Annotated in this window: 15 protein-coding genes; 9 read left to right on the top strand and 6 right to left on the bottom strand. The window is 55.4% G+C overall.

From position 1 onward, the window contains the following. Window positions 1-411: 411 nt before the first annotated feature. Window positions 412-1,788 (top strand): outer membrane protein assembly factor BamB family protein, encoded by a 1,377-nt coding sequence (locus Poly41_RS18210; protein WP_146528138.1) that lies wholly within the window; start codon window positions 412-414, stop codon window positions 1,786-1,788. Window positions 1,789-1,883: 95 nt separating this feature from the next. Then, the gene (locus tag Poly41_RS18205; protein ID WP_231615771.1) at window positions 1,884-3,113 is read left to right on the top strand and encodes a PQQ-like beta-propeller repeat protein; all 1,230 of its coding nucleotides are present in this window, start codon (window positions 1,884-1,886) and stop codon (window positions 3,111-3,113) included. A gap of 9 nt (window positions 3,114-3,122) precedes the next feature. Here Poly41_RS18205 and Poly41_RS18200 read toward each other — a convergent pair whose 3' ends face one another. Then, window positions 3,123-3,359, bottom strand: coding sequence for a hypothetical protein (locus tag Poly41_RS18200; protein WP_146528136.1), 237 nt, complete (start codon window positions 3,357-3,359; stop codon window positions 3,123-3,125). 219 nt (window positions 3,360-3,578) lie between these two features. On the opposite strand from Poly41_RS18200, the gene Poly41_RS18195 reads away from it, so the two are divergent. Together Poly41_RS18195 and Poly41_RS18190 are read left to right on the top strand one after the other, a co-directional pair. Beyond that, window positions 3,579-7,355, top strand: a complete 3,777-nt coding sequence (locus Poly41_RS18195; protein ID WP_146528135.1) for a DUF5696 domain-containing protein — start codon at window positions 3,579-3,581, stop codon at window positions 7,353-7,355. Window positions 7,356-7,585: 230 nt separating this feature from the next. Next, window positions 7,586-8,854 (top strand): glucuronyl esterase domain-containing protein, encoded by a 1,269-nt coding sequence (locus Poly41_RS18190; protein WP_146528134.1) that lies wholly within the window; start codon window positions 7,586-7,588, stop codon window positions 8,852-8,854. Between the two features lie 22 nt (window positions 8,855-8,876). Here Poly41_RS18190 and Poly41_RS18185 read toward each other — a convergent pair whose 3' ends face one another. From Poly41_RS18185 to Poly41_RS18165, 5 genes are all read right to left on the bottom strand, one after another. Further along, a complete protein-coding gene (locus Poly41_RS18185; RefSeq protein WP_146528133.1) occupies window positions 8,877-11,108 on the bottom strand; it encodes a rhamnogalacturonan lyase family protein in 2,232 nt (743 codons plus the stop codon). Window positions 11,109-11,171: 63 nt separating this feature from the next. After that, a complete protein-coding gene (locus Poly41_RS18180; RefSeq protein ID WP_146528132.1) occupies window positions 11,172-11,750 on the bottom strand; it encodes an RbsD/FucU domain-containing protein in 579 nt (192 codons plus the stop codon). A 265-nt stretch (window positions 11,751-12,015) separates the two neighbouring features. Next, window positions 12,016-13,092 carry a beta/alpha barrel domain-containing protein gene (locus tag Poly41_RS18175; protein WP_146528131.1) on the bottom strand — a complete coding sequence of 359 codons (1,077 nt, stop codon included), beginning with the start codon at window positions 13,090-13,092 and terminating at the stop codon, window positions 12,016-12,018. 290 nt (window positions 13,093-13,382) lie between these two features. After that, complete coding sequence (locus tag Poly41_RS18170; RefSeq protein WP_146528130.1) at window positions 13,383-14,051, bottom strand: hypothetical protein; 669 nt, start codon at window positions 14,049-14,051, stop codon at window positions 13,383-13,385. 12 nt (window positions 14,052-14,063) lie between these two features. Beyond that, the gene (locus Poly41_RS18165) at window positions 14,064-14,645 is read right to left on the bottom strand and encodes a hypothetical protein (RefSeq protein ID WP_146528129.1); all 582 of its coding nucleotides are present in this window, start codon (window positions 14,643-14,645) and stop codon (window positions 14,064-14,066) included. A gap of 179 nt (window positions 14,646-14,824) precedes the next feature. On the opposite strand from Poly41_RS18165, the gene Poly41_RS18160 reads away from it, so the two are divergent. From Poly41_RS18160 to Poly41_RS18140, 5 genes are all read left to right on the top strand, one after another. Then, window positions 14,825-17,410 (top strand): dockerin type I domain-containing protein, encoded by a 2,586-nt coding sequence (locus Poly41_RS18160; RefSeq protein WP_146528128.1) that lies wholly within the window; start codon window positions 14,825-14,827, stop codon window positions 17,408-17,410. A 336-nt stretch (window positions 17,411-17,746) separates the two neighbouring features. Then, a complete protein-coding gene (locus Poly41_RS18155) occupies window positions 17,747-19,717 on the top strand; it encodes a sialate O-acetylesterase (protein WP_146528127.1) in 1,971 nt (656 codons plus the stop codon). A 40-nt stretch (window positions 19,718-19,757) separates the two neighbouring features. Then, entirely contained in the window at window positions 19,758-20,681 is a 924-nt protein-coding gene (locus Poly41_RS18150; protein ID WP_146528126.1) for an alpha/beta fold hydrolase, read from the top strand. After that, window positions 20,668-21,576 carry a triphosphoribosyl-dephospho-CoA synthase gene (locus tag Poly41_RS18145; RefSeq protein ID WP_146528125.1) on the top strand — a complete coding sequence of 303 codons (909 nt, stop codon included), beginning with the start codon at window positions 20,668-20,670 and terminating at the stop codon, window positions 21,574-21,576. The genes Poly41_RS18150 and Poly41_RS18145 overlap by 14 nt, the downstream gene beginning before the upstream one ends. Beyond that, window positions 21,573-22,064 carry a 6-pyruvoyl trahydropterin synthase family protein gene (locus Poly41_RS18140; protein WP_146528124.1) on the top strand — a complete coding sequence of 164 codons (492 nt, stop codon included), beginning with the start codon at window positions 21,573-21,575 and terminating at the stop codon, window positions 22,062-22,064. Before Poly41_RS18145 ends, Poly41_RS18140 begins: the two co-directional genes overlap by 4 nt. Window positions 22,065-22,088 lie beyond the last annotated feature (24 nt).

Below are 22,088 nucleotides of genomic sequence, written 5' to 3'. Positions count from 1 at the left end.
CTTGCCGCCATGCAAAAAATCCACAAAAAAGGCGGCAGGATGCCACCGATACCGAAGTTTATTGACGAACGAGGCGTAAGTGCCAAATCTTAGCATCGTGCGAAAGATGGCAAGGAGCAGCCGGCTTTGCTTCTGCTCTTGAGTTCTTCATCGATGGCCAGTGGCCAAACAAATGCCGATGTTGTGATCAATGAGATTTTCTACAACGCCCCGGACGACTTGGAAGAACTCGAACTGAGGGACTGTCCCGAAACACGACTCACAACTGAGTAACAGAACTAGGCGGATAATGGAATTCCTTGAAACACCACTTTTTGACGACGACATCACCGACAACTTCATTACGGAATAGTCAAACCGATTCCTTTATCGAAAAGTCTCCATCATCACATTCACATTAGGGAGTGAACCATGAAATCAGCCTACCTATCAACCGTATTCGTTTGGGCGATGGCAAGTACGGTTCTGGCCGCCGATTGGCCTCAGTTTCTTGGCCCACAGCGTAACTCGACCTCTCCAGAGACCGGATTGTTGCGATCGTGGCCTGACGCCGGACCGGAAGTCTTGTGGGCCGTTGAGGTTGGTCGCGGTTACGGTGGACCTGCGATTAGCGAAGGCAAAGCCTATTTGCTCGATCGAGAGGATGAGGTCGGCGATACACTTCGCTGTTTCGATCTCAACGACGGCAAAGAACTTTGGTCGTATGCGTATGACGCCCCTGGTTCGGTGATGTTTCCCGGTTCGCGAAGTGTTCCAACCGTTGACGCCGGATACGTTTATACGTGCGGCCATAACGGCGATGTCTATTGCATCGACACCAATACGCATCAGCCCGTTTGGAAAGCCAATGTATGGACGGACTTCGCTGGAAAACCACCGGCGAGCGGTGGAGGAGGTGGTGGTTTTGGTGCCAGTGAACTCGGCAGCTTTCCAATCTGGGCCGTTACCCAAAATCCGTTGGTCTACGGCGATCTGCTGATCCTCGCCTCGCAAGCTCCCGATGCCGGAGTGGTCGCCTACGACAAGCTATCGGGCGATGTCAAATGGAAAACGCCATCACTCGGTTACGTCGGCTACGTCAGTCCGAACCTTGTCAAGATTGATGGCCAAGATCATTTGGTCATGGTAACTCCGTCGACGAACCCATTCCAACGTTCAAGCCCCAACGAAAACAATCGCGGCAAATTCATCGGCCTCGACCCACTTACTGGAAAGCAGCTATGGGAATACGGCAATTGGAACTGCCACATTTCGGTAGCTCCGGCAATCGATGCAGGCGACAACCGTGTCATGGTTGTCGGTGGCTATGAACTCGGTGCAACGATGGTCAAGATCGAGAAACAGGGCAACGAGTATGTTGCCAATGAAGTGTTCACCACCGAAGAGTTCGGTGACCAAACCAAGCCGCCGGTTCTGCACAATGGGCATTTCTATGCTCAATATGGAACCAACAATCGGCGAGATGGATTGGTCTGCATGAACATGGATGGTGAAATCATGTGGAAGACCAAGCGGGCGCCTGGGTTCAACAAAGGAAGTATGATTTTGGTGGACGGTCTGATCCTTGCAACCGATGGCGAAAAGTCACTGTACTTGATTGAGCCAGACCCGAAGGAATTCAAACCACTCTCTTCCGCCGAGCGGCTTGGGGCTGGCGGAGGTGACAGCAGCGGCATTGCAGGCCGAATCGGTGGCGGAACACAGAACTGGGCACCGCTGGCACTCTCCGATGGCAAATTATTGATCCGTGATCACGCTCAGATGAAGTGCGTAAAGGTTGTCAAATGACAATGAATCGAAGAAGAACAAGTGGCCCAGGCTCCCAGCCTGTGAAAACGTACAAATCAAATGGGTCGCGAGTTAATGACATGTTTCTAAACGTGATGATTGTCACGTTCCTGCTTGGGTTGCAAGTGGAAGCATCCGCGCAGTCGGCACCTCAGGAGCTGAAGAATAATTGGCCCGGCTTTCGCGGCAAACATTCAGGTGTGCTTGCTGCCGACATGATTTTCCCAGTGGCTTGGAACCTTCAAAGTGGCGAGAACATCCTTTGGAAGATGCCGATCGACAAACACGGAATGAGTTCGCCGATTGTTTGGGAGAAACGCATTTTCATCACTGGGGCGGACCACCAGTCTCGCGATGTCTATTGCGTTGACGCGGACACTGGCAAGCTGGCTTGGAAGCACGCGGTGTCCGCCCTTCCCGACGCGCCTGCCGACTTCGTGCCGCCTCGCGTCCTGGAAGCAACCGGCTACGCAGCACCGACGATGGCAACCAACGGTCGTTTCGTCGCGGCAATCTTTGCAACCGGTGAACTGGTTTGTCTCGACATCAATGGTGAACGAATTTGGACCAAGTATCTGGGAGTTCCCAATAATCACTACGGCCACGCTTCGTCGTTGATTTGCGATGACGAGCGACTGTACGTCCAATACGACCAAAAAGACAACTCGAAACTACTGGCACTGAACATCGCAACGGGCGAATTAGTGTGGACGGCTGAGCGTGAGCAGATGTCATGGTCGTCACCGATCCTGGTTGACAACGCCGGCAGAGCGGAGTTGATTTTAACAGATAGCAAATTCGTTGTCAGCTATGATCCTGCGTCGGGCGAGCGATATTGGCGCGTCGAATGTCTCAGCGGCGAAATTGCATCATCAGCCACTTATTCCGACGGAGTGGTTTTTGTCGCCAATGAGGGAGCACCAGCCACGGCGATTGACATCAGCCAACACGATCAAGAGCCTAAAATCCTTTGGCAGTGGGATGGTGACTTGCCGGATACGTCGAGTGCCGTTGCGAACAAGAAGTTTGTGCTACTTCCCACTGCGTTCGGCGTAGTCAGTTGCCTCGATGCCAAGAGCGGCGATGTAGTTTGGGAACATGAATTCGATCATGGGTTTAACAGTTCGCCCGTTTTGGTCAGCGACCGTGTTTATATGATTGACTTAGCTGGCAACGCATACGTTTTCAAACTTGGTGAAGAGTTCGAGTTGCTTGGCGAATCGAAGCTTGGAGAACCGGTATACGCGACGCCTGCTTTTGTGGGTAACCGAATTTTTCTCCGGGGACTCTATCACCTGTTTTGCATTGGTGAGATCCAAAGGTAGAAAAGCTCGTCAACGATAGAAATCGATCCAGCTAATTTTCACCGATTCGGATTCATCCTCGAAGAAAGACTTGGGCAGTTCAATCTCAAAGCAATTGTCCTTCGATGCAACCGTCGCCAATACACCGTCATCGAAGCGGCGAATCTTGATTTTGAATGGTGGCTTATCCCCCTTTGCACTCGAGTCATTGTTCAAGCAAATTGTGCCAACCAAGAAGAGAAGGACCGTAAGAAGTAAGTGTTGCATCGAGTCTATTTCACTTTTAGGCACGCCCATCGAATTGATTGATCGAGCTACGGTTTCGAATCCTTTGAGTATTGAGCAAAGCCCTCACAAAAACGTGGATTCTTCTTTGCCATCAGCGTAAAACGGTCGGTGTGATTGAGGGTGATCGAAAGGTGCTAGAATGGAAGGCCCTGCCTACAGGGTTCCTACCTCCTTGCCCCCTCCACTCCTGCGCCCGCAATGATTGATCTTCCTCGACCGCATCGCCCTGTTCCCACGATCCGTCATGGGACGGATGCCTGTTTTCCGATGACGGCATCGTCTCGGAGCTGCATCTCGCTCACTGCGGCAGCGCCGCTCTACTGCAAGTTACTGCCAGCCGTCTGCGCGAGCTTGCTACTCGGAATCAGCAGTTCCTTGGGTTACACGCCACCAGTAGCTCGCCAGGGAATGACCACGGTCGAGATCGAATGCCCTCGCTCGATCGAACAAAGTGGTTTGCCGTTTACCGCCACCGTTCACGTGATCAATGATGATGAACAGGCCCTCCATGGGACGTTAAGACTTTTCGGTATCGATGGTTGGAAGTGCGACCCCAGTGAAGCGGTCTCGGTTCAAGTCGGTGGGTTGGAGCGGTCACAGTTCCTGTTTCGTGTGACTCCCGACAAGGGAACCCATGCAGCACATTACCCGCTGCACGCGATTGCGGAGCTGGTTACGGGCATGCGGCGCCGCACCTTGCATCCGATAGCGATTGTTCAAGCGAACCTCTCGCCGCCGGACATTCTGCGTCCCGATTTGCCCTGGCAAGCGTTGGATGTTGGACGTGACCGTGTGCTCTCACTTTGGCAAATGCCGGTCTATCGCGTCGTCACTCAGGTTTTTGGAGCATTGGCCGAAACCCATTCGGTGGGCATCCGAGGGACAATCGAGCCACACCGAGCCCTTGTTGATCCGACGTCGATGATGCGTCTTGAGGAATCGGAACGACGTTGCCTCACCATGCACCCGCCTTGGTTCGACGGTCGATCGGGAACCGTGTTGACGGAATACCCAATTCGACTACCCAAACATCAAAAGATCAAGCTGAGTTTTGCCAACGCGGTCTCCTCGACGGGCAGCGGAGATGGCGTGACGTTTCGTGTTCGAGCTGCCGATTTCGACTCTGCCCCAGGAACATTCGGTCGCGTTCTGTTTGAGCGGCACAGTGATTCAAGCATTTGGCGACCGGCGGAGGTCGATTTGAGTGAATTCGCCGGAAAGACGATCCGTCTTCAACTCGAATCTCATCCCGGTCCAAAGAAGAACACTGCTTTTGATCAATGCTATTGGGGAACCCCGACGGTGATCGTTGGAGATCCGGAGTCGCTTGAACGCACCGCCGCAACCCAAAAAACATTCCAGTCCCCTTTACCGGATGGTGGCTCGGTAAAGATTCAACCCGGTCAACGCGGACTGCTTGACGCCGATATTGAGTTTTGTGGCAACGAGGAAAGCCGGATCTCGTTTCGCGGATTCACCGTTCGCGTCGCCGGATTGGAACTTCATGATCGTGGGGCTCCGGTCTCTTTGCTCCGCGTGGACGAACAACCCACCGATGACGGGGTCGAGTATCGGCATCAATTTGCAACCGCGACGGCTGCGTTTGATTTGGTCGCCCGGGTGTCGGTGAGAGGCGGGGGGCTGCGTGTTGCATGGACGCTTGAGAACGAGCCCGCGAATCGACCTTGGCGGGTGACACGGATCGAATCGATTGCGGCGGGGAATTTTTCCTCTGTCGCGAATCGCATTTATGCCGGCCATGGAAATGTGATTGAGAAACCTCGCCCCTTCACGTTGCGGTTCGACGGGCATTTTTTGTCAACGTCATTTGTTGGCCTCGACTTTCCCGATTCGATGTCGCTCTTGCAGGCCGTCGATGTGCCACCCGACCATTTGACCATTGACCCGGATGAGGGACGGTATGCACTGACCGCGGGCGGCAATGCTACGTTCACGTTCTTCGCGGGATCCAATGTGTGGGATTTGTGTAAGCGTTTTCGTCAAAGCAGCAGTAGCAGGGCAGCGAGTGGCGTGAAACGCTTGGCAGGCCGATTTGCGTTTGATCTGTGGGGTGGCCGGTATGCAAAATCTCGCGAACAACTGATGCGATCCTTTGCCTACGGGATGACCGACTCGGTGGTTGTTTGGCACGCTTGGCAACGTTGGGGCTATGATTACCGGCTGCCGGAGATCTATCCGCCCAATCCGGAATTTGGCAGCGAAGCGGAGTTACGTCAAATGATTGACGAGTGCCGCCAACGCGACGTGCTGTTTGCGCTGCATGATAACTACATCGACTTCTACCCGGATGCCGAGGGTTTCTCCTATCGCGACGTGATTGCTTTCGATCCAAACGGGCGCCCGGTGAAGGCTTGGCTCAACGAGTATCGAGACGCTCGTTCGTATCGATATCGCAGCGACGCCATTGCCCCTTTCTTACAGAACAACGTGCGACGAATCCACGCTTCGCTCGCGCCGACCGCCTATTTCATCGATGTTTGGTCGAGTGTGAAACCCTTTGATTACTGGACGGAATCAGGCAATTACTTTGATGCCGTCTTTACCCGAGACCGATGGCGTGAACATTTCGAGTCGATTCGCAAAACCCTTGGTAACGACGCCCCACAGATCTCCGAAAGCGGCCATGATCAATTGATCGGATGGCTTGACGGTGCCCAAACGAACCATCTTCGAGTAGGACCGCCCGCGGGCGGCGACCATGCATGGAGCGTTTGGAACATCAACTGTCAGGACGCCGAACGAATCCCTTGGTTCGATGCCGTCTACCATGACAGGTTCGCTCTACACGGCGCGGGTTACTCGAACCGTTACCAAGCAGGGCTAGATGCTCCGATGCACGGGATCTACAGTGACGATTACATCACCACCGAAGTGCTGACCGGCCATCCGGCCATGGTCAGCGACGCGTTTGGTCGAGACGGGGTTCGAAAGTACTGGTTGCTTCATGACGTGATGCGAGAGTTGGCGCTGCAAACGATTGATAGGGTGGAGTTTGTAGAGGACACGTTGCATCGCCAACACGTGCGGTGGTCAGGCGGCGGCGACGTCTGGGTCAATCGTGCGACTTCCGATTGGCAACTGGATGGGATGACCTTGCCGCCCTTCGGCTTTGCCGCCAAGCTTCCCACCGAGCATGGCGACGTCACCGCATCGATCACCCGGCGTGCTGGTTTGATCGTTGAGCAAGCGAGTGCAGCGGACACTTTGTACGTCAATGCACGAAGTACGATCGGCGGAGGAGCGAGAATCTGGCCCAAGGTCACATCGTTTGATTCCACTTCCCCCAAACAAGCAAACCTGACGACCGAATGGAAACTCGACGAGGACGTGCCAGACGATTTCCGACCGTTCTTGCATTTTGTCGATGACGAGAACCAGATCGCGTTTCAGGGATGGATGGATCCTGCTTTGTTGTTCACCGGACCCGCCCAATTGGTTCGAGTTCCTGCGACAGTTCGACTACCTGAGACCGTTCGTCCCGGCGATTCATTTGAATTGCGTGTCGGATTCTACGACCCCTCCGGAACCAAAGAGCGATTGAAGTTGATGTCGGGTGACGATGGCGAGAGACGCGTGACACTCGGCCAATTGACGGTAGAGGGTGGCGGTGACCAAGTCACTGGGCTGACTTGGACGTCGACGGAAGACCGACCCAACCCACTGCTACAACGGAGTAATCCTCGTGCAAAGCAAGTGGACTTTGGCTGGGTGGTGACCGCGGGCTCCTGTCGCTTGACCCGCCAAGAGGATTCCCTCCTCCTCACACCGCTGCCCGATGAAAACGCGGCGAAGGTGCATTGGGAACTGCGACTCGACCAATTGCCTTGGTCGGTCCCCAAACCGACTCAGATCACGGCGATCGATGAGTCTGGGATGGAACTTTGGCAAAAGCCTTTTGACGAAGGGGAGCCACTGGTGCACGACCCCGTCGCATTTGCCTATCGGTTAGACTAGCTGGACCGTCAAGGTTAAAACGGCGAGTTGGGACGTAGTGGACTTCGCCAGAAGTCCCTAAGAACATTTGAGTTACGGATGTCTGGCGAAATCCACTACCCTAACATGTAATGCTGACGGTCCACTGGTGCATCATCCAGTCGTGATTTTGGGGTAGCGGAACTCGCGGTTTTCAACTTGACGCCCCCCCTTTTTCCTCCAACTCCGCAAACACATCGAAAGTGCATTCCATGTATCGACGACGATTTTGTTCTTGTCTCTTATTGAGTTTCTCCGCTTCGCTGGTGATCGCGGCGACATTGCACGCACAAGACGCCACACCTTGGGTTGCCAATCCTGATCGCGTTGCAAAGTCGATGAAATCACAAGGGGGCCAGTTCAACTACGAGGAAGCGAACGTCCCAGCCTTCACGCTGCCTGATCCGCTGGTCAACAACGCTGGCGAATCAGTCGCGACGGCGAATCAATGGACGAACGAGCGACGAGATGAATTGATGGAACTGTTTCGTCAGAATGTTTACGGTCGTCGTCCCGGTACGGATTATTCGATCAAGTTTGAGTGTTTGCACGAAGTTGAAGACGCCTTCGATGGATTGGCGACCGGTCGCAGCATGAAGGCGATCGTCAGCATTGACGACCGTCGCTACGAGTTTCCGTTCACGGTGTTGTTGCCAAATCGCAGTCAGGGTAAGTCACCGGCGGTTGTGTTGATCAACAATCGCTACTTTGTGCCACTCGAAAAGGCCCTTGCGGAACCTGATCCGTTTTGGCCAGTCAAAACGTTGCTTGACCGTGGGTATGCGACCGCGTCCTTCCACACATCCGATGTGGATCCGGACAACAAACAGGGCTATCTCGATGGGATTCGTTCGTTCTTCGCAGACGGACAGCCCCCGACGGACGATGCGTGGCGAAGTTTGTCGGCATGGGGATGGGCCGCCAGCCGAGTACTGGATCACTTAGAAACGATCGATTCGGTTGATGCATCGCGTGCCGCGGTCGTTGGACATTCGCGAGGTGGTAAGACCGCGTTGTGGGCTGCGGCGGAGGACCCTCGATTTGCGATTGGCTACAGCAACAACTCAGGATGTGGTGGTGCTGCGTTGTCTCGGCGAGCCTACGGAGAAACGGTCAGCAGAATCACCACGGTGTTTCCCTACTGGTTTTGCAAGAATTTCTCGGCCTACGCGGATCGAGAGAGCGAGTTGCCAGTGGATCAGCACGAGGTCATTGCATTGCTCGCTCCGAGAGGCGTTTACGTGACCAGCTCTGACGAGGACTTGTGGGCCGACCCGGCGGGCGAATATGCATCGTTGGTTGCTGCCGCGTCCGTCTTCAACTTGCTTGGCGCCGAGTCGATTACCAATCCGGTCATGCCACCGCTAAACCATCCGCGAGTCGTGGGCAAAACCGGCTACCACATTCGCTCGGGTGGTCACGGACTGGAACAACAGGACTGGGATTTCTTTCTCGACTTCGCCGATACCTTGTTGAAGTAGGTCCATTCGCGACGCACACATGTTACAGACCCGATCCCTCCGATAACATCGGCGTTTGGGTGTACCCCATTGCCTGAATGGCAACATCGGCTCGATAAATCGGGTCTTGCATCAAACAGGCCCGTCGATCGGATGCAGGGATCGTGGTCGTGTAAACTCGAAGCTCGCCGCCAACGCTGGTGATGAATTCCTCACGCCAATCACCGAGCAGATCGGCAAAGGCGACCGGTGATCCTGCAATCTCCGTTGGATATCCCTGGCCTGTGTATTTGTCGACACTTCGTTTGCCAATCAATTCTCGCTGCGGGTCCGCGTCCCAATAAACCGCTTGCCGGCCAAATCCCCAATCCAAATCACTGCGAAGCCGATTTCCGCGAGCATCGAACAACCACCGCGCATTCGATTTCTTGTCCGCATCGGTATCCGACGAGTAGCATTCCCAGCCGGGGATGGCGGGATCCAAATCGCTGCACATTCCCGTCGAATGGACATGACGAGTGGGGAAGTCGATCCCCCAAATCCACTGACCGGTGGCCGCGTCCACCATGCAGCATCCGTTGAGGGATTGTCGAGTTTCCATCCCGTAATAGACCTCCAAACCGGGGCGGTCCGGATCGATATCTCCGACGTAGTGGTGATCGGGATGGCCCAATCCAGTGGACCACAACCCCACACCGTTGTCATCAAGAACCGAAGAGCCCAGAAACACTTCGTCACGCGAATCGCCATCGACGTCGATCGCATGCATACTATGCGCTCCCTGTCCCTGGTATCGCCGTCCTTCTTCCGCATCGCTCCAACTCCACAGTTCGCGAAGCGTTCCACCGATCATCTCGAACGCTTTCACCTGCATCTCTTTGTAGGTTCCACGCTCCATAATCAAGCAAGGTGTTTTACCGTCCAAGTAGGCAACGCACATCTGGTTGCGGGAAGATCGATTGTAGGTCGGAATCTCCTCGCGAGAAATCCAATCCACACGCGTTTTCGGTTTGCCGGTCATGCCGTCGAGAACCAGCAAATACTCGGGCCCAGACTGGACACGGCCATCGTTATCACGTGGGTCCCCTTCGCCCGCTTTCAAGCAGACCTCCGCTTTCCCATCACCATCCAAATCATGGACGATCATCGGCGAATACCATATTCCCTGCTCGATCGACCATCCAAGATCATATCGCCACAGGAAGGTTCCATCTGCAAGGTAGGCTTCGACCTTAAACGTACTTGGACTCGGCTTCCAATATTTTTCGTAGGGGTCCACATTGCCACCCGGTTGTTTGATCACAAAATCATAGTTGCCATCGCCATTGAGGTCGGCGATACCACATTTCTGAAAGGAATAATCGCCTTGTAGCTTGATCGTAAAATGATTCCTGGCCGACGCATTGGCCCCATGATCGACCGCCACGGAACGTTCGATTTCCTTGCCTTGTACCAGGGATGCGACGAAGTACTGACTCGATTGATCGGCGACTGGATCCAAATCGACAAAGTCGGTCGTTTGCGTAATCGGCAAAGGGTTCAGACGAATCGGCTTTTCCTTTTCGGTTTGACGATAGACGTGAAACGCAATGGATTCCGGATCGCTCTTTAACAAGCGCCAACCGACGTAAACGCTGCCATCTTGTCGCGTCATCACCGTCAGCCCACGGCTCAGTTTTTCCGTCACACGATCCGAAGCCCAGCCGTCGACCTTCGGTTTTCGTTGAGGGTCCGGAAGTGGCGTGAATTCGAGGAAATCATAGTAGCAGGATCCCGGATTGGTCTTGGATGCATAGCGATCATCAAGCCACAACTCAAACCCCTCCTCACCGATCTCGACCAATCCCAGATGGGGCGTTTGCACATCCGACGAGATCCAATGAACGCCGTCGCGTGAAATCGCGATGGGACGTCCTACGCCACCGATGTCGACGTAGTACTTTCCCGGTGGAATGTCTCGAACCACCGAGTGTAGTGGTGGGGCACCGGCTTGGGGCGTGCTTCGATCGGCTTTGACCACAGGGGATTGAAGCACGATTCCACCCGACCATTTTTCATTGGCCCCCTGATCGGTAGACCAAAGGTTCCAATGGTCGTCGGTATGACGATTCACTTTCCAAGCCGAGGAGGGTTCCGTGATCGTCTCGGCCTCAAAGCGAAGCGACGATTGCGAGGATGCCGTCGCGTTGACGAACACCATCAACGAGACCCCTAACATACAACGCGTCAACGAACCGATGCGAAGCAGCTTGCCAAATGCGGATGGAAAAAACATGATGGAAACTCCGGACGGAGAATACAAAGGTGGGAAAAAGGGTGGGGCAATCAAGAGGTGATCTCAGTCTGCTTGCAAGTTCATGGTTTTTCGTAAACTTGCCTCGGCTTCCGCTGACCAATAGCCGCAATCCAATTCGATGAAGACCGAGGTGTAGGGCAGCGTCATGTTGGACTTCAGAATGAGAACATGAAACGTTTTCCCCGCTTCGTCTAACTTCGCGATAATCTCTTCGTGCGGAAGCGCCTTGACATTTTGGCCCGCCAACAAGGTCAAGAGTTCCGAACGATAGTCGCTGATCCCTGCTGCATTCTGCTCGTCGACATACTTGATTTCCTTGTCGAGGTAGACCGTCGGACGAACATGTTTTGCGTTTCCAACCGCATCGATCACTTCACGGACCACTTGCAGTTGCGATTGATGCGTTACGATCGTTTCAATCCCCGCAGCGGTCTGTGAGGGGTAGGCCGAATCTGCGATCACGATCCAATTCCGATGACCGAACTGATCCAGTCGATTCTGGACCACGGCACGCCTCGCTGCTGCACTTCGTGCCTCGGCTCTTGGGTCGGTCTGTGCCCGTGCCGGGGATGCGAAAGCGAAGAGAGAAACGAGGAACGTAAAGGCGAGCAGTTTATGCATGGGATCTACCGAGAGAGAATGGAAGCGGGGAGGGGGAAAACGACAGCGAGGTCAGCGACGCCATTATAAACCACCGCCCGTGACGATGTGCGTCCAAGTACTTTAACACCCTCGCTCCGCTACGTTCCGCGGCGGTCTCTCGCGAGGCACCGAACCGGGACAACAGCGAGTCACCGGGCTTGCGGAAAGAGGGTGGGTCAACACGTCTCAAGGCGGTGATGGCTCAAAAAGAAACGGCGCTTTCGCGAGTGTTCACGACCACTTGTCAAACGATCGAGTGGGGTTCTGGGGGCATGACATGGTCCAGGTGCCCGTAGCGGTCGCCTGTGACGGTCGTGGGTTGAGGGGTCGGATCGTGGTAGCGGTCGATCTCGCTAATTCCCCTCAGGTAGGAGCTTCGCATGCATGCATGCAACTTGGGTCGAGCGGCTGCAAATTCAGCGAACGAAGCGAAGCCGCTTCGGGACAAATAGTTCTGAAGCCCATTGACAACTTTGGTGATCGCCGAAGGGCCGCTTCGATAGACCGCGCTGGTCATCATCGCCACATCGGCTCCGGCGATCACCGAGCGAACAAAATCGTCGGTCGAACAAATGCCGCCACTTGCCGCGATATCCATCGATGCGCCCGCACCGCGAGCTCGAATCAATCCTGCGATGGTCGGGTTGATATTGCCGGCGGCAGTCAAGGACCAATGGAGTGTCGTGTCGATGCACTCGGTTTCGACTCGCCAAGCCGGCGCGTGCGCGAAACAGACAACGCCCTTCGCACCGGCGTCCGCGATTCGCCGCGTTAAGTTTGCAATACTGGTATGAAAGGATGACAGCTTCACCGACACGGGGATCGCAACCTGATCGCACACTTCGGCCACACAATCGATCAAACACTGTTCGATCTGTTCCCCACGGGTGTTGGGATCGGTGATATCGCAATCCACCACCAATTCGATCGCGGCGGCTCCCGCTCGTTCAATCTCTGACGCAATGCTTAGCCACTGGCCGTGAGTGAATCCGTTCAGATTAGCGATGATCGGGATCAACGACGTACGTTTTAGTTCGGCAATCAGTTCGAGATACCGCTCGGTTCCCCCGTTGTAGTTGGTCGCAACGTGCCCGTAGCTCAACCGTTCGTTATAGGGATGATGAATCGATTCGCGGTGGTCGCTGCCAAACCGCTGTTCCATCACCTGCTCTTCAAACAAAGAGGGCAGCACGATCGCCCCGGCACCGGCCAGCCACAAGTCTCGAACGGCTTCGGGATCGCGAGCAAGCGAGCTTGAGCCAACCAAAACGGGCGACTTCAGCTCGAGGCCCAGGTATCGCGCTGTGATGTTTCCGAACATAGTGGTCCCGTCCTATTGATTTCCGTGCTCATTAACCCCGTCCCCGCCACCTCCTTATCATGGGCGATTCGGCTGCCGCTGGGAAGAGACGGCGGCTGGCAAAACGCCGCAAAAGTGGCCTGGTAACACGCTCAAAGGAAGTAAACCAACCACTCGGTGATAAACTGCGCAATCTGCGTCAATTTCCCGGCACTTTGGTGCGACGATCTGTCTCGAATTGCTTTGTCCATCCCGAAGCGGGATCCCTGACAAAGCACAAGGGTGAAGGAGCGTTCCTCCCACCAACGAGTTCAGCCCACCGACTCGGTGGTGAAATAGGGGTCGAGTTCGCTGCGATTCAGATACATCCTGCCCCAGAACATAATCCCCAATTTGATGAGTGCCCAAACCGCGTAGAACGCGAGACCGATGAGCATGGCAAATCCAGAAAACTGAGCCATGGCTGCAGCCCCGCCACCCTGATCGGCAGCCATCCGTTCAAAGTAGGTCCTGGTGATGGGAACCATTTCCAGTTGAGTGAATCCATAGAGGATCATCCGCAAAACTTCGCACAGGATTGCAAAGAAGAGAGTACGTCGGAGCAGAAGACGGCTCCAAGGTTTGCGACGGATGACACCGATGCCCCCGCTCAGAAAGCACGCTCCGAGTACCGCTCCGACGATCAGGATCAAAACGTTGGGAATCATGTACTTGGCCACCACCGCAGCAAGTTCGCGTTGCATTTCCGCTTGCGCGTCCTGCTGTGGCATGCCTTGATTGAACATGGATGCCATTTTTTGGCCGAAGATCAAGTTGACGACGCCGCCGACGGAACCGAGAAGTCCGAGGATACCAGCCAAAATCGACAAGACGCCGACCACGGTGATCCCGGTCGGCCGGACGACCGTCGCCGAATCGTTGGGTCCGGTGACTGCCTCTGAGACTCGTGCTTCGACGTAGGGGTTGCTGGAATCGTTCATGGTTGAAAAAACCTAAGGAAGCGATAGATAGGCTTGCTGAATTTCTCGCGGTGTGTGACCTCGTTCAGCGTACCGAAACGCTTCACATACGGGAGCGTTGAGAAGCACAATAAGACCATAAATGGACAGCGCCAACTGTGTGGGTAGGCAGTAGCAGGTGATCAGGGTCAACAAACCGCAGCACAGCACGACCATGCTGAAGACACGGCCGCGGAACTGCATCGTTCGGATCCCGCAGTAGATGTGCAAAAACCCAAGTGTCAAAATCAAAACGGTGATCACTCCGCCAACAATCATCATGATCGAGCCAAATTCCGGTGGGACCGGTGCATTGTTTCCGCCCTGAGCCGCGGCATTTTGGCGCATCTGTTCGAGGAAGGTCGGCATGAATGCAGCGTAGAATCCGATGACAATCGCAGCCAAGGAGACCAACACGCCCTGGACAATCATCAGCACGCCCAAAATCTGTACTTGCCCAACCAAACCCCGCGACATCAAGTTCGACGGATCGATCGCACCGCCACTGGGAAGGGTCGGCGTGGTCTTTTGGGTCGGAGAGTACGGGTTCTCCCCACCGAGGGGTGCGTTGGGCATGCTATCGCCTTGTTTGTATTGACTCTTTCGGCTCTGTCGCGATACAGACGGTTCGAGGAAGCATTATCATCGCATGACACAATGCGTGGGGATAGCCCACCCCCATACTTGTGATGCGTATAATCACCGATGGACTTCCACAGGTTTTATGCCGTCTCCGTTTTACAGTTGTTTATCGAATGCTTCGATCTCGATACATGCTCAAACACCTTGCTCTCAGCTTGGCGGCTGGCTTGAAATCTCTCCATCCGACACGGCGTCGCAGCGCCCCGCCTCAGGGGCGGCGACCTGGGCACCGGTTTCGTACGACTCGGGTGGAGACACTCGAAATTCGGCGATTGTTGGTTGCAGAAGGCGAGCCGTTTTCGATAAGCCGCAGTGTTGATACGACAGGGCTGTTGGGTACGGTATCGGCTGAGATTGGATGGAGTGACGGGACGACGTCCGCGGCAACCGTTTCGTCGCAACCCCCCACCGGCGGGCTGACGGTCCGACTTGATTATTCGCTGGACACGGGAGGCTTTTTTTCCGGCGCCAACCAATCACGTCGCGTGCTCATGCAAGATGTTGCGGATGCCGTCGTGCGCCGGTTCAGTGATGATTTGCAGGCGATTGTTCCGGCTGGCAAGAAGCAGTGGAACGCGCAGTTTATCCATCCATCGACGGGGCAATCGACCTTGAACCCGGACGGCTCGACCAGCATCACGGCGGCAAGGAATTTGCGGGTCAATGCCAACGAGTTGGTCGTCTTCATCGGCTCCCGTGATTTGGCCGGCAATGAACGTGGCCGCGGTGGCCCCGGCGGGTATGCGTTTCCACCGGTGCAACCAAGTAGTCTGGAAGAACAAAGGGAAATCTTGGCTTTCTTTGAGACCGTTCAGTACCGCGGCGAAACCGGTGCAAAGGCAACGCCGGCGACCGACTTTGGGCCGTGGGGTGGCTCGGTGGCTTTCGACAACAACGGAACCAACTGGTACTTCGGCCGCGAGATTGACGGGATCCAGCCGGGACAAACCGACTTTGTAACGGTTGCGATGCACGAACTGACTCACGTGCTCGGGTTCGGTCGGGCGGGGATCAACCGATCGTGGGACACCTACACCTCGGGCAGCACCTTCACCGGCCCGAAAGCAACGGCAGCGTACGTCGGTACCGGCAACCCGCCAATGAATCAAACCTACCACTGGGCAGCATCCATTCTTGAACAAGACAACCAACCCACCTTGATGCGTGAGACCTTGAACCAAAATGCACGCCAATCGATGACCGCACTCGACATCGCCGCCCTTGACGACATCGGATGGACGCTTGTCGGTTCGCAGGTGACCGTCAGCGGAACGCATGTCTATGGCGACAACGGTCACTACCCGACCGAGATCGTGCTGCGCGGCAGCAAGCTTGGAGAGACGACTTTTCCCGCGGCCATCGCGACGGTCACCAACGTGAACCCCACGTTGACGACACTTGGTCCTCAATCGGTGGTCGCAGGGGTCGCTTTAAATCTGACCGATATCGGCAAGATCTCGGACCCTGGTTTCAGGCAACCGGCTGCGGATCCACCCTCGGACGAAACCATGACGTATTCAATCGATTGGGGCGATCAATCCGAGCCTTCGACGGGGACGGCGACGGTCGACCAAATCGGCAACGCATCCCGCAATACGTTGGCGTCATTCAACGGCAGCCATATTTACCCAACGCCAGGCAACTACACGGTTCGCATTCGCGTGACCGATGATGATGGGGGCAGCGACGAAGAGACCTTTGGCGTCACGGTCCTGACGCCTCCTCGGTTGACGCTGGCACTCACCACCGCTTCGATCGGCGAGAATGCCGGCAACGCCGCAGCTTTGTTGACGATTTCGCGAAGCGGCCCCGCTTCGACGGCCGCATTGACCGTGAATCTGAAATCGAGTGACACCAGCGAAGCTTCCGTTCAGGCAACCGCCGTGATCCCGGCGTCGGCCACCTCCGTCGCCGTTCCCATCAACGCCGTGGACGATACTTTGCTCGATGGCGAACAAACGTTGCAGTTGTCCGCGACGGCAACGGGCGTCGACCCCGGATCCATTGATCTCCTCGTCCGAGACTATGAAACACTCGGTGCGGTTTTTAGTGCCGATAACGTTACCGAGGATTTGGTATCGGCGGTCAGCTTGACACTGTCACGAAGCAACACGAACGTTACGGAGAGTTTGGTCCTGACTGTATCCGGTGGCGATGCGAGCGAACTTGGCTTTAACGGTCCGATGGTCATTCCCGCAGGCAAACAGAGTGTCGTGATTGGGCTTGATCCGGTTAACGATATGGAACCGGAGCCGACCATGACCTTCGCTTATTCCTTTTCTGCAATCGGTTACGTTTCCGACACGGCAACGATTGATTTACTGGATGACGAGCCGGCATTCTTTCAAAACAATGACTTCCCCCATGATGTCGACGTTAGCGGTGATGTGACGGCCTACGATGCGCTCGTCATCATCAATGAACTTTTGGAACGGAGCGAGGGTGAGTTACTTGATCCGAACACAGAACAGCCGGGTGCGTTTTACTTCGATGCCAACGGCGACTACATGATCACCGCACTCGATGCGTTGCTGATTATCAACGAATTGAATGAAACGCCGACCACCCCAAGCGACCCTGAGCGGGTGGGGGCCATGCTGGTTCCGACTCCGATGGCGATGATCGAAGAGGAAGACGACGACGAGGAAAGTGACCGTGGCTTGTCGGAGACGGATCAAGCGACGACACTGCTCGTATGATTTCCTTGCTAATCGCCGTTTTCTCGTTGGTCACGATTCTCTCGAGCGCCGGGCTGCTATGGTTTTGGCTGGTGCGGAAAGACGATGGATCCGTTTCGGATTGACTCGGTTCCAGCTGACGCCGCCAGTGGAAGATGCCGAGATTTCTGCGCATGTTCCCCGCCGAAGAACGTACACCAAGTGACTTGCCCGGCGCGCCAGCTTTTTCCTGTCGTGGCTGCTCCAATGCCGGACCTTTCGGTGTAGAATGGATGGATTGGATCGCTGGCTAGCTGCCGTGTTGTTCGCTACGATCTTGATCCCTCCAACGCTCTCGCCTTTTTGAAAAACGCTTCCATGAAACGTATCTGCTGTTGCCCTGCCTTTGGCGCGGGGGTGCTTGTTTGTTTCAGTTTGTTGCTTGCCTCGACACAATCGGTCGCCCAAGACCTGCCGCGACTTCATCCGTTGTTTACCGACCACATGGTTTTGCAACGGGATACGCCGTCACCAGTTTGGGGATGGGCAGACCCAGGGCAAGAGGTAACGGTGGCGATTGCGAGCCAATCGGCGACCACGAAGGCGGCCCCATCGGGCCGCTGGTCCGTCCAACTTCGTCCGCTCGATGCAGGCGGCCCCTACGCATTGAAAGTCGAGTTTTCCAAAGGCGACCAGAGCGACACCGTGACGGTAAGCGACGTGTGGGTCGGTGACGTTTGGATTTGTTCGGGTCAGTCCAACATGGAGTGGCCGGTTGCTGCGACCAAGGATGCGCAAAATGAAATCGCATCCGCGGACTTTTCAAAGATTCGGCTGTTCACGGTTCCCAAGCGGATTGCGGTCGAGCCCATGGAAACCGTCCGCGGAAAGTGGGAGGTTTGCAGTTCCGAGACGGTACCCGGATTCAGTGCGGTTGGGTATTTCTTTGGTCGCGAATTGAACCGAACGCTTGATGTTCCGATCGGATTGATCCACACCTCGTGGGGCGGCACGGTTGCGGAAGCATGGACCAGTGCCGAGGCACTTCGAACGATGGATGATTTTCACCAAGCAATGGAGTCCTTTGAAGAAATGGCGGAATCGCAGCGAACTGGAAACGACAAGTTTGAGGCGGCAATGGACAGGTGGTGGAAAGAAAACGATCCAGGAACCTCCGAGGCTTGGTTTGAGGCCAACGCAAGCGTCGAAAGCTGGAAAACGATGGAGTTGCCGGGCAGATGGGAAGATAAGGGACTTGAGGGATTCGACGGTGTCGTCTGGTTTCAAAAACAAATCGACGTTCCACAATCGCTTGCGGATCAGGCTGCCGTCTTGAACCTGGGCACGATCGACGACCGGGACACGACATGGGTCAATGGCCAACAAGTCGGTGGGATGGATGAGTGGAATCAAAACCGCAAATACTCCTTGGCTGCGGGTACGCTAAAACCAGGAAAGAACGTGATCACCGTTCGCGTTCTTGACACCGGTGGTGGCGGGGGTATGTACGGCGAACGGTCTCAAATGCAGATCCAAGTGGAGGGCGAAGAGTCGATCTCCCTTGCCGGATCTTGGAAGTACCAGTCCACGGCATCGATGGGCGAATTGAAACCGGCGCCTCAGCAACTCAGTAACAACCCGAACATCGTCACCGTTTTGTATAACGGGATGTTGGCCCCGCTGTTGCCTTACGCGATCAAGGGAGCGATTTGGTACCAAGGGGAATCGAATGCAGGTCGGGCGGCACAGTACCGAACGCTGCTGCCAACGATGATCAAGGATTGGCGTGACCATTTCGGCGTTGGTGATTTTCCGTTCTTGGTGGTTCAATTAGCAAACTTTATGGCAGTCCAACAGCAACCGGTTGAACCAGGATGGGCGGAACTTCGCGAAGCTCAATCCATGACCGCGAAGCATGACGACCAGGTCGGATTGGCAGTGGCGATCGACATTGGGGAAGCCAATGACATTCACCCGAGAAACAAGCAGGAAGTGGGGCGACGTCTCGCACTGTCGGCTCTCGGAATCGCTTACGGTCAGGACCTCGTCTACAGCGGGCCCGAGTTTGATACGGTGGAATACCGCAACGGCAAGGCCTTTGTGAAATTCAAACATGTCGGATCGGGACTGGTCGCCCGAGGAGATTCCTTAAAGGGATTCGCCATTGCCGGCGATGACAAGACCTTCGTATGGGGTGAGGCGAAGATCGACGGTGATACCGTCATCGTCTCGTCGCCGGGCGTAGCGACTCCAGCGTCGGTTCGATACGGGTGGGCCAACAACCCGACGGTGAATCTTTACAACCAAGAGGGTTTGCCGGCGATTCCGTTCCGCAGCGATACGGATTAGGCGGCTTCCAATCCACCTCAAAGTGGGGCACACTTTGGGGATGAAATCGATTGCTGAAAACCTCTTGCCGTATCCGTCGCACGAATTAACGATCGGTCCCCACAGGCTGCGTTATTTGGACGAAGGCGTTTCCAATGATCGGGTATTGCTGTGTGTTCACGGCAACCCAACATGGAGTTTCTATTGGCGAAGTGTCGTGGACCGATTCCAGTCCTCGTATCGCGTCGTGGCCGTCGACCATCTGGGTTGTGGCCGAAGCGAGAAACCGCCACGGGGGGAAGATGTAGCGCGGGGTGAGTTCCCCTACCGAATGGCGAACCATCGGGACAATCTGATAAAACTGATCGACGCGCTCGATCTGGAGCAGATCACGTTGGTGGCCCATGATTGGGGCGGTGCCATCGGTTTGAGTGCGATGCTTCAGAGGCGTGAACGACTTGACCGCATGGTGCTACTCAACACGGGGGCCTTTCCACCGCCGTATGTTCCATGGCGGATTGCGGCTTGCAGATGGCCACTCGTCGGCACCGCCGCAGTCCGTGGCCTCAACGCATTCGCTCGCGCTGCGGTGAGCATGGCCATGTCTCGCCAACGTTTGTCGGCCGAGGCCCGAGAGGGATTGTTGGCCCCTTATAACACTTGGGAAAACCGCGTGGCAATCGATGCGTTCGTGAGAGACATTCCAACCAAGCGATCTCATCCCACCTATCCGACGTTGGCCAAGCTTGAAGCGGACCTGCCGTCACTGGCCTCGATTCCTTCGCTGCTGGTTTGGGGGATGAAGGATTGGTGTTTCCGCGTTGAATGTCTGCGTCGTTTCGAAGAGGTTTGGCCCAATGCGACGACGTTGGAAATCGCTGATGCCGGTCACTATGTGATCGAGGATGCAAACGCCGAGGTGCTCGCAGGCATGGAACGCTTCCTAATCAACACGGACAAGCAGGGCGACGATGCCGGGCGGTGAGGCGAGGGACCCTGGTGATGGGGCCGATCCGCTTGATGCGATCCGCCTTCACGTTCGTTCGGTAGCGGACGCCGTTCGCTGGGCGTGTGTGTTGGAAGCCACCGCTCCCAAGGCAGGCAATGTGTTTCCGGGACAATCCTTTGATGACCTCTGTTTTCTCGATTTCATGGCTGCGGCGGAAGCAACCGCTGCGGCGTTTGCCGATCCCGGTCGACGCTTTAGCGAGATGACGCTTGATGCCGTTCGGCAAACACGAAAACAGTGTGGATCCAATGTCAATTTGGGCATCACGCTTTTGATGGCCCCTCTCGTGGAAGTGGTTCATTCTCAACGAGGCAGCAACACCCTCGATGGGGCCGCAGCCATCGCAAGGTGCTTGAAGCAACAAGCGGCTCAGGACGCGGTGAACATTTTCACCGCGATTCGGATTGCATCGGCGGGTGGTTTGGGAAAAGTCGACTCCATGGACGTAAACGACGTATCGGATGCCCCCATCGACTTGATCGCAGCGATGCGGTCCGCTGCCCACCACGACGCGATCGCCTTTCAATACACATGCGGATTTGCTGACTTTTTTTCGCGAGTGGTCCCAACGGTTCAATCTGCGATCGTCGTCGCCGGCGACCTGCTGCGAGGCATCACCAACGCGCATTTGGAACTGTTAGCAGACTCGCCCGACACGCTGATTTCTCGAAAGTGTGGCAGAGAGGCTGCCGTTGATGTTCAGCGGCGGGCTTGTCGACTCGATAAACTCTCCGGTGCAGACCGGCTTCAATTCGATCAGTATTTACGTAGTGACGGCAATCGCTTGAATCCGGGAACCACCGCCGACCTGATCGCTGCGGCCCTCTTCCAATTGCTCAGTTCCCCCCTGATCGAGACAACGCATTCATGACCGACGCAACCTATCGAGTTGAAGTAGCCAAGCAGCAATTCGTTTTTTCGGCTGCCCATTTCATTACGTTTGCCGGAGACATCTGCGAACGAATCCATGGGCACAACTATGGAGTGCGGGCCATGGTGGAAGGTCCGCTCGACGAGAACCGGTATGTGGTCGATTTTATCGCCCTGCGGGATGCGGTTTTGGAGCAAACCAAGGTTCTCGATCACCACGTGATTCTTCCAGAGCATCATGCCGAAATCAAACTCACCAGCGACTCGAAGGAGACCACGGCGACGTTCCGCGACCGGCGCTGGGTTTTTCCAAACGAGGATTGCGTGATCTTGCCTGTGGTCAATACAACCGCTGAGGAAATTGCCAGAGTGATTGCCGAGCGAGTTCGCGACCGGATGCGAGAACGGTTTGGTGACGCGATCACGTTCCTTGAAATCGGAGTCGATGAAAATGAAGGGCAATGGGGCGTTTGCCGGATCAAGTGGTAGCCGGGTCAACGGCCAAGCCTGCTG

It is taken from the genome of Novipirellula artificiosorum (genome assembly GCF_007860135.1).
GTDB classification, from domain to species: Bacteria; Planctomycetota; Planctomycetia; order Pirellulales; family Pirellulaceae; genus Novipirellula_A; species Novipirellula_A artificiosorum.
Note: the sequence above shows the minus strand (reverse complement) of the source record. Positions and strands in the feature narration are given on the sequence as shown.

Coding starts and splice junctions, on each gene's coding strand:
- Poly41_RS18210 (WP_146528138.1), top strand. CDS start 412: ATGAAATCAGCCTACCTATCAACCGTATTCGTTTGGGCGATGGCAAGT.
- Poly41_RS18205 (WP_231615771.1), top strand. CDS start 1,884: ATGATTGTCACGTTCCTGCTTGGGTTGCAAGTGGAAGCATCCGCGCAG.
- Poly41_RS18200 (WP_146528136.1), bottom strand. CDS start 3,359: ATGCAACACTTACTTCTTACGGTCCTTCTCTTCTTGGTTGGCACAATT.
- Poly41_RS18195 (WP_146528135.1), top strand. CDS start 3,579: ATGATTGATCTTCCTCGACCGCATCGCCCTGTTCCCACGATCCGTCAT.
- Poly41_RS18190 (WP_146528134.1), top strand. CDS start 7,586: ATGTATCGACGACGATTTTGTTCTTGTCTCTTATTGAGTTTCTCCGCT.
- Poly41_RS18185 (WP_146528133.1), bottom strand. CDS start 11,108: ATGTTTTTTCCATCCGCATTTGGCAAGCTGCTTCGCATCGGTTCGTTG.
- Poly41_RS18180 (WP_146528132.1), bottom strand. CDS start 11,750: ATGCATAAACTGCTCGCCTTTACGTTCCTCGTTTCTCTCTTCGCTTTC.
- Poly41_RS18175 (WP_146528131.1), bottom strand. CDS start 13,092: ATGTTCGGAAACATCACAGCGCGATACCTGGGCCTCGAGCTGAAGTCG.
- Poly41_RS18170 (WP_146528130.1), bottom strand. CDS start 14,051: ATGAACGATTCCAGCAACCCCTACGTCGAAGCACGAGTCTCAGAGGCA.
- Poly41_RS18165 (WP_146528129.1), bottom strand. CDS start 14,645: ATGCCCAACGCACCCCTCGGTGGGGAGAACCCGTACTCTCCGACCCAA.
- Poly41_RS18160 (WP_146528128.1), top strand. CDS start 14,825: ATGCTTCGATCTCGATACATGCTCAAACACCTTGCTCTCAGCTTGGCG.
- Poly41_RS18155 (WP_146528127.1), top strand. CDS start 17,747: ATGAAACGTATCTGCTGTTGCCCTGCCTTTGGCGCGGGGGTGCTTGTT.
- Poly41_RS18150 (WP_146528126.1), top strand. CDS start 19,758: ATGAAATCGATTGCTGAAAACCTCTTGCCGTATCCGTCGCACGAATTA.
- Poly41_RS18145 (WP_146528125.1), top strand. CDS start 20,668: ATGCCGGGCGGTGAGGCGAGGGACCCTGGTGATGGGGCCGATCCGCTT.
- Poly41_RS18140 (WP_146528124.1), top strand. CDS start 21,573: ATGACCGACGCAACCTATCGAGTTGAAGTAGCCAAGCAGCAATTCGTT.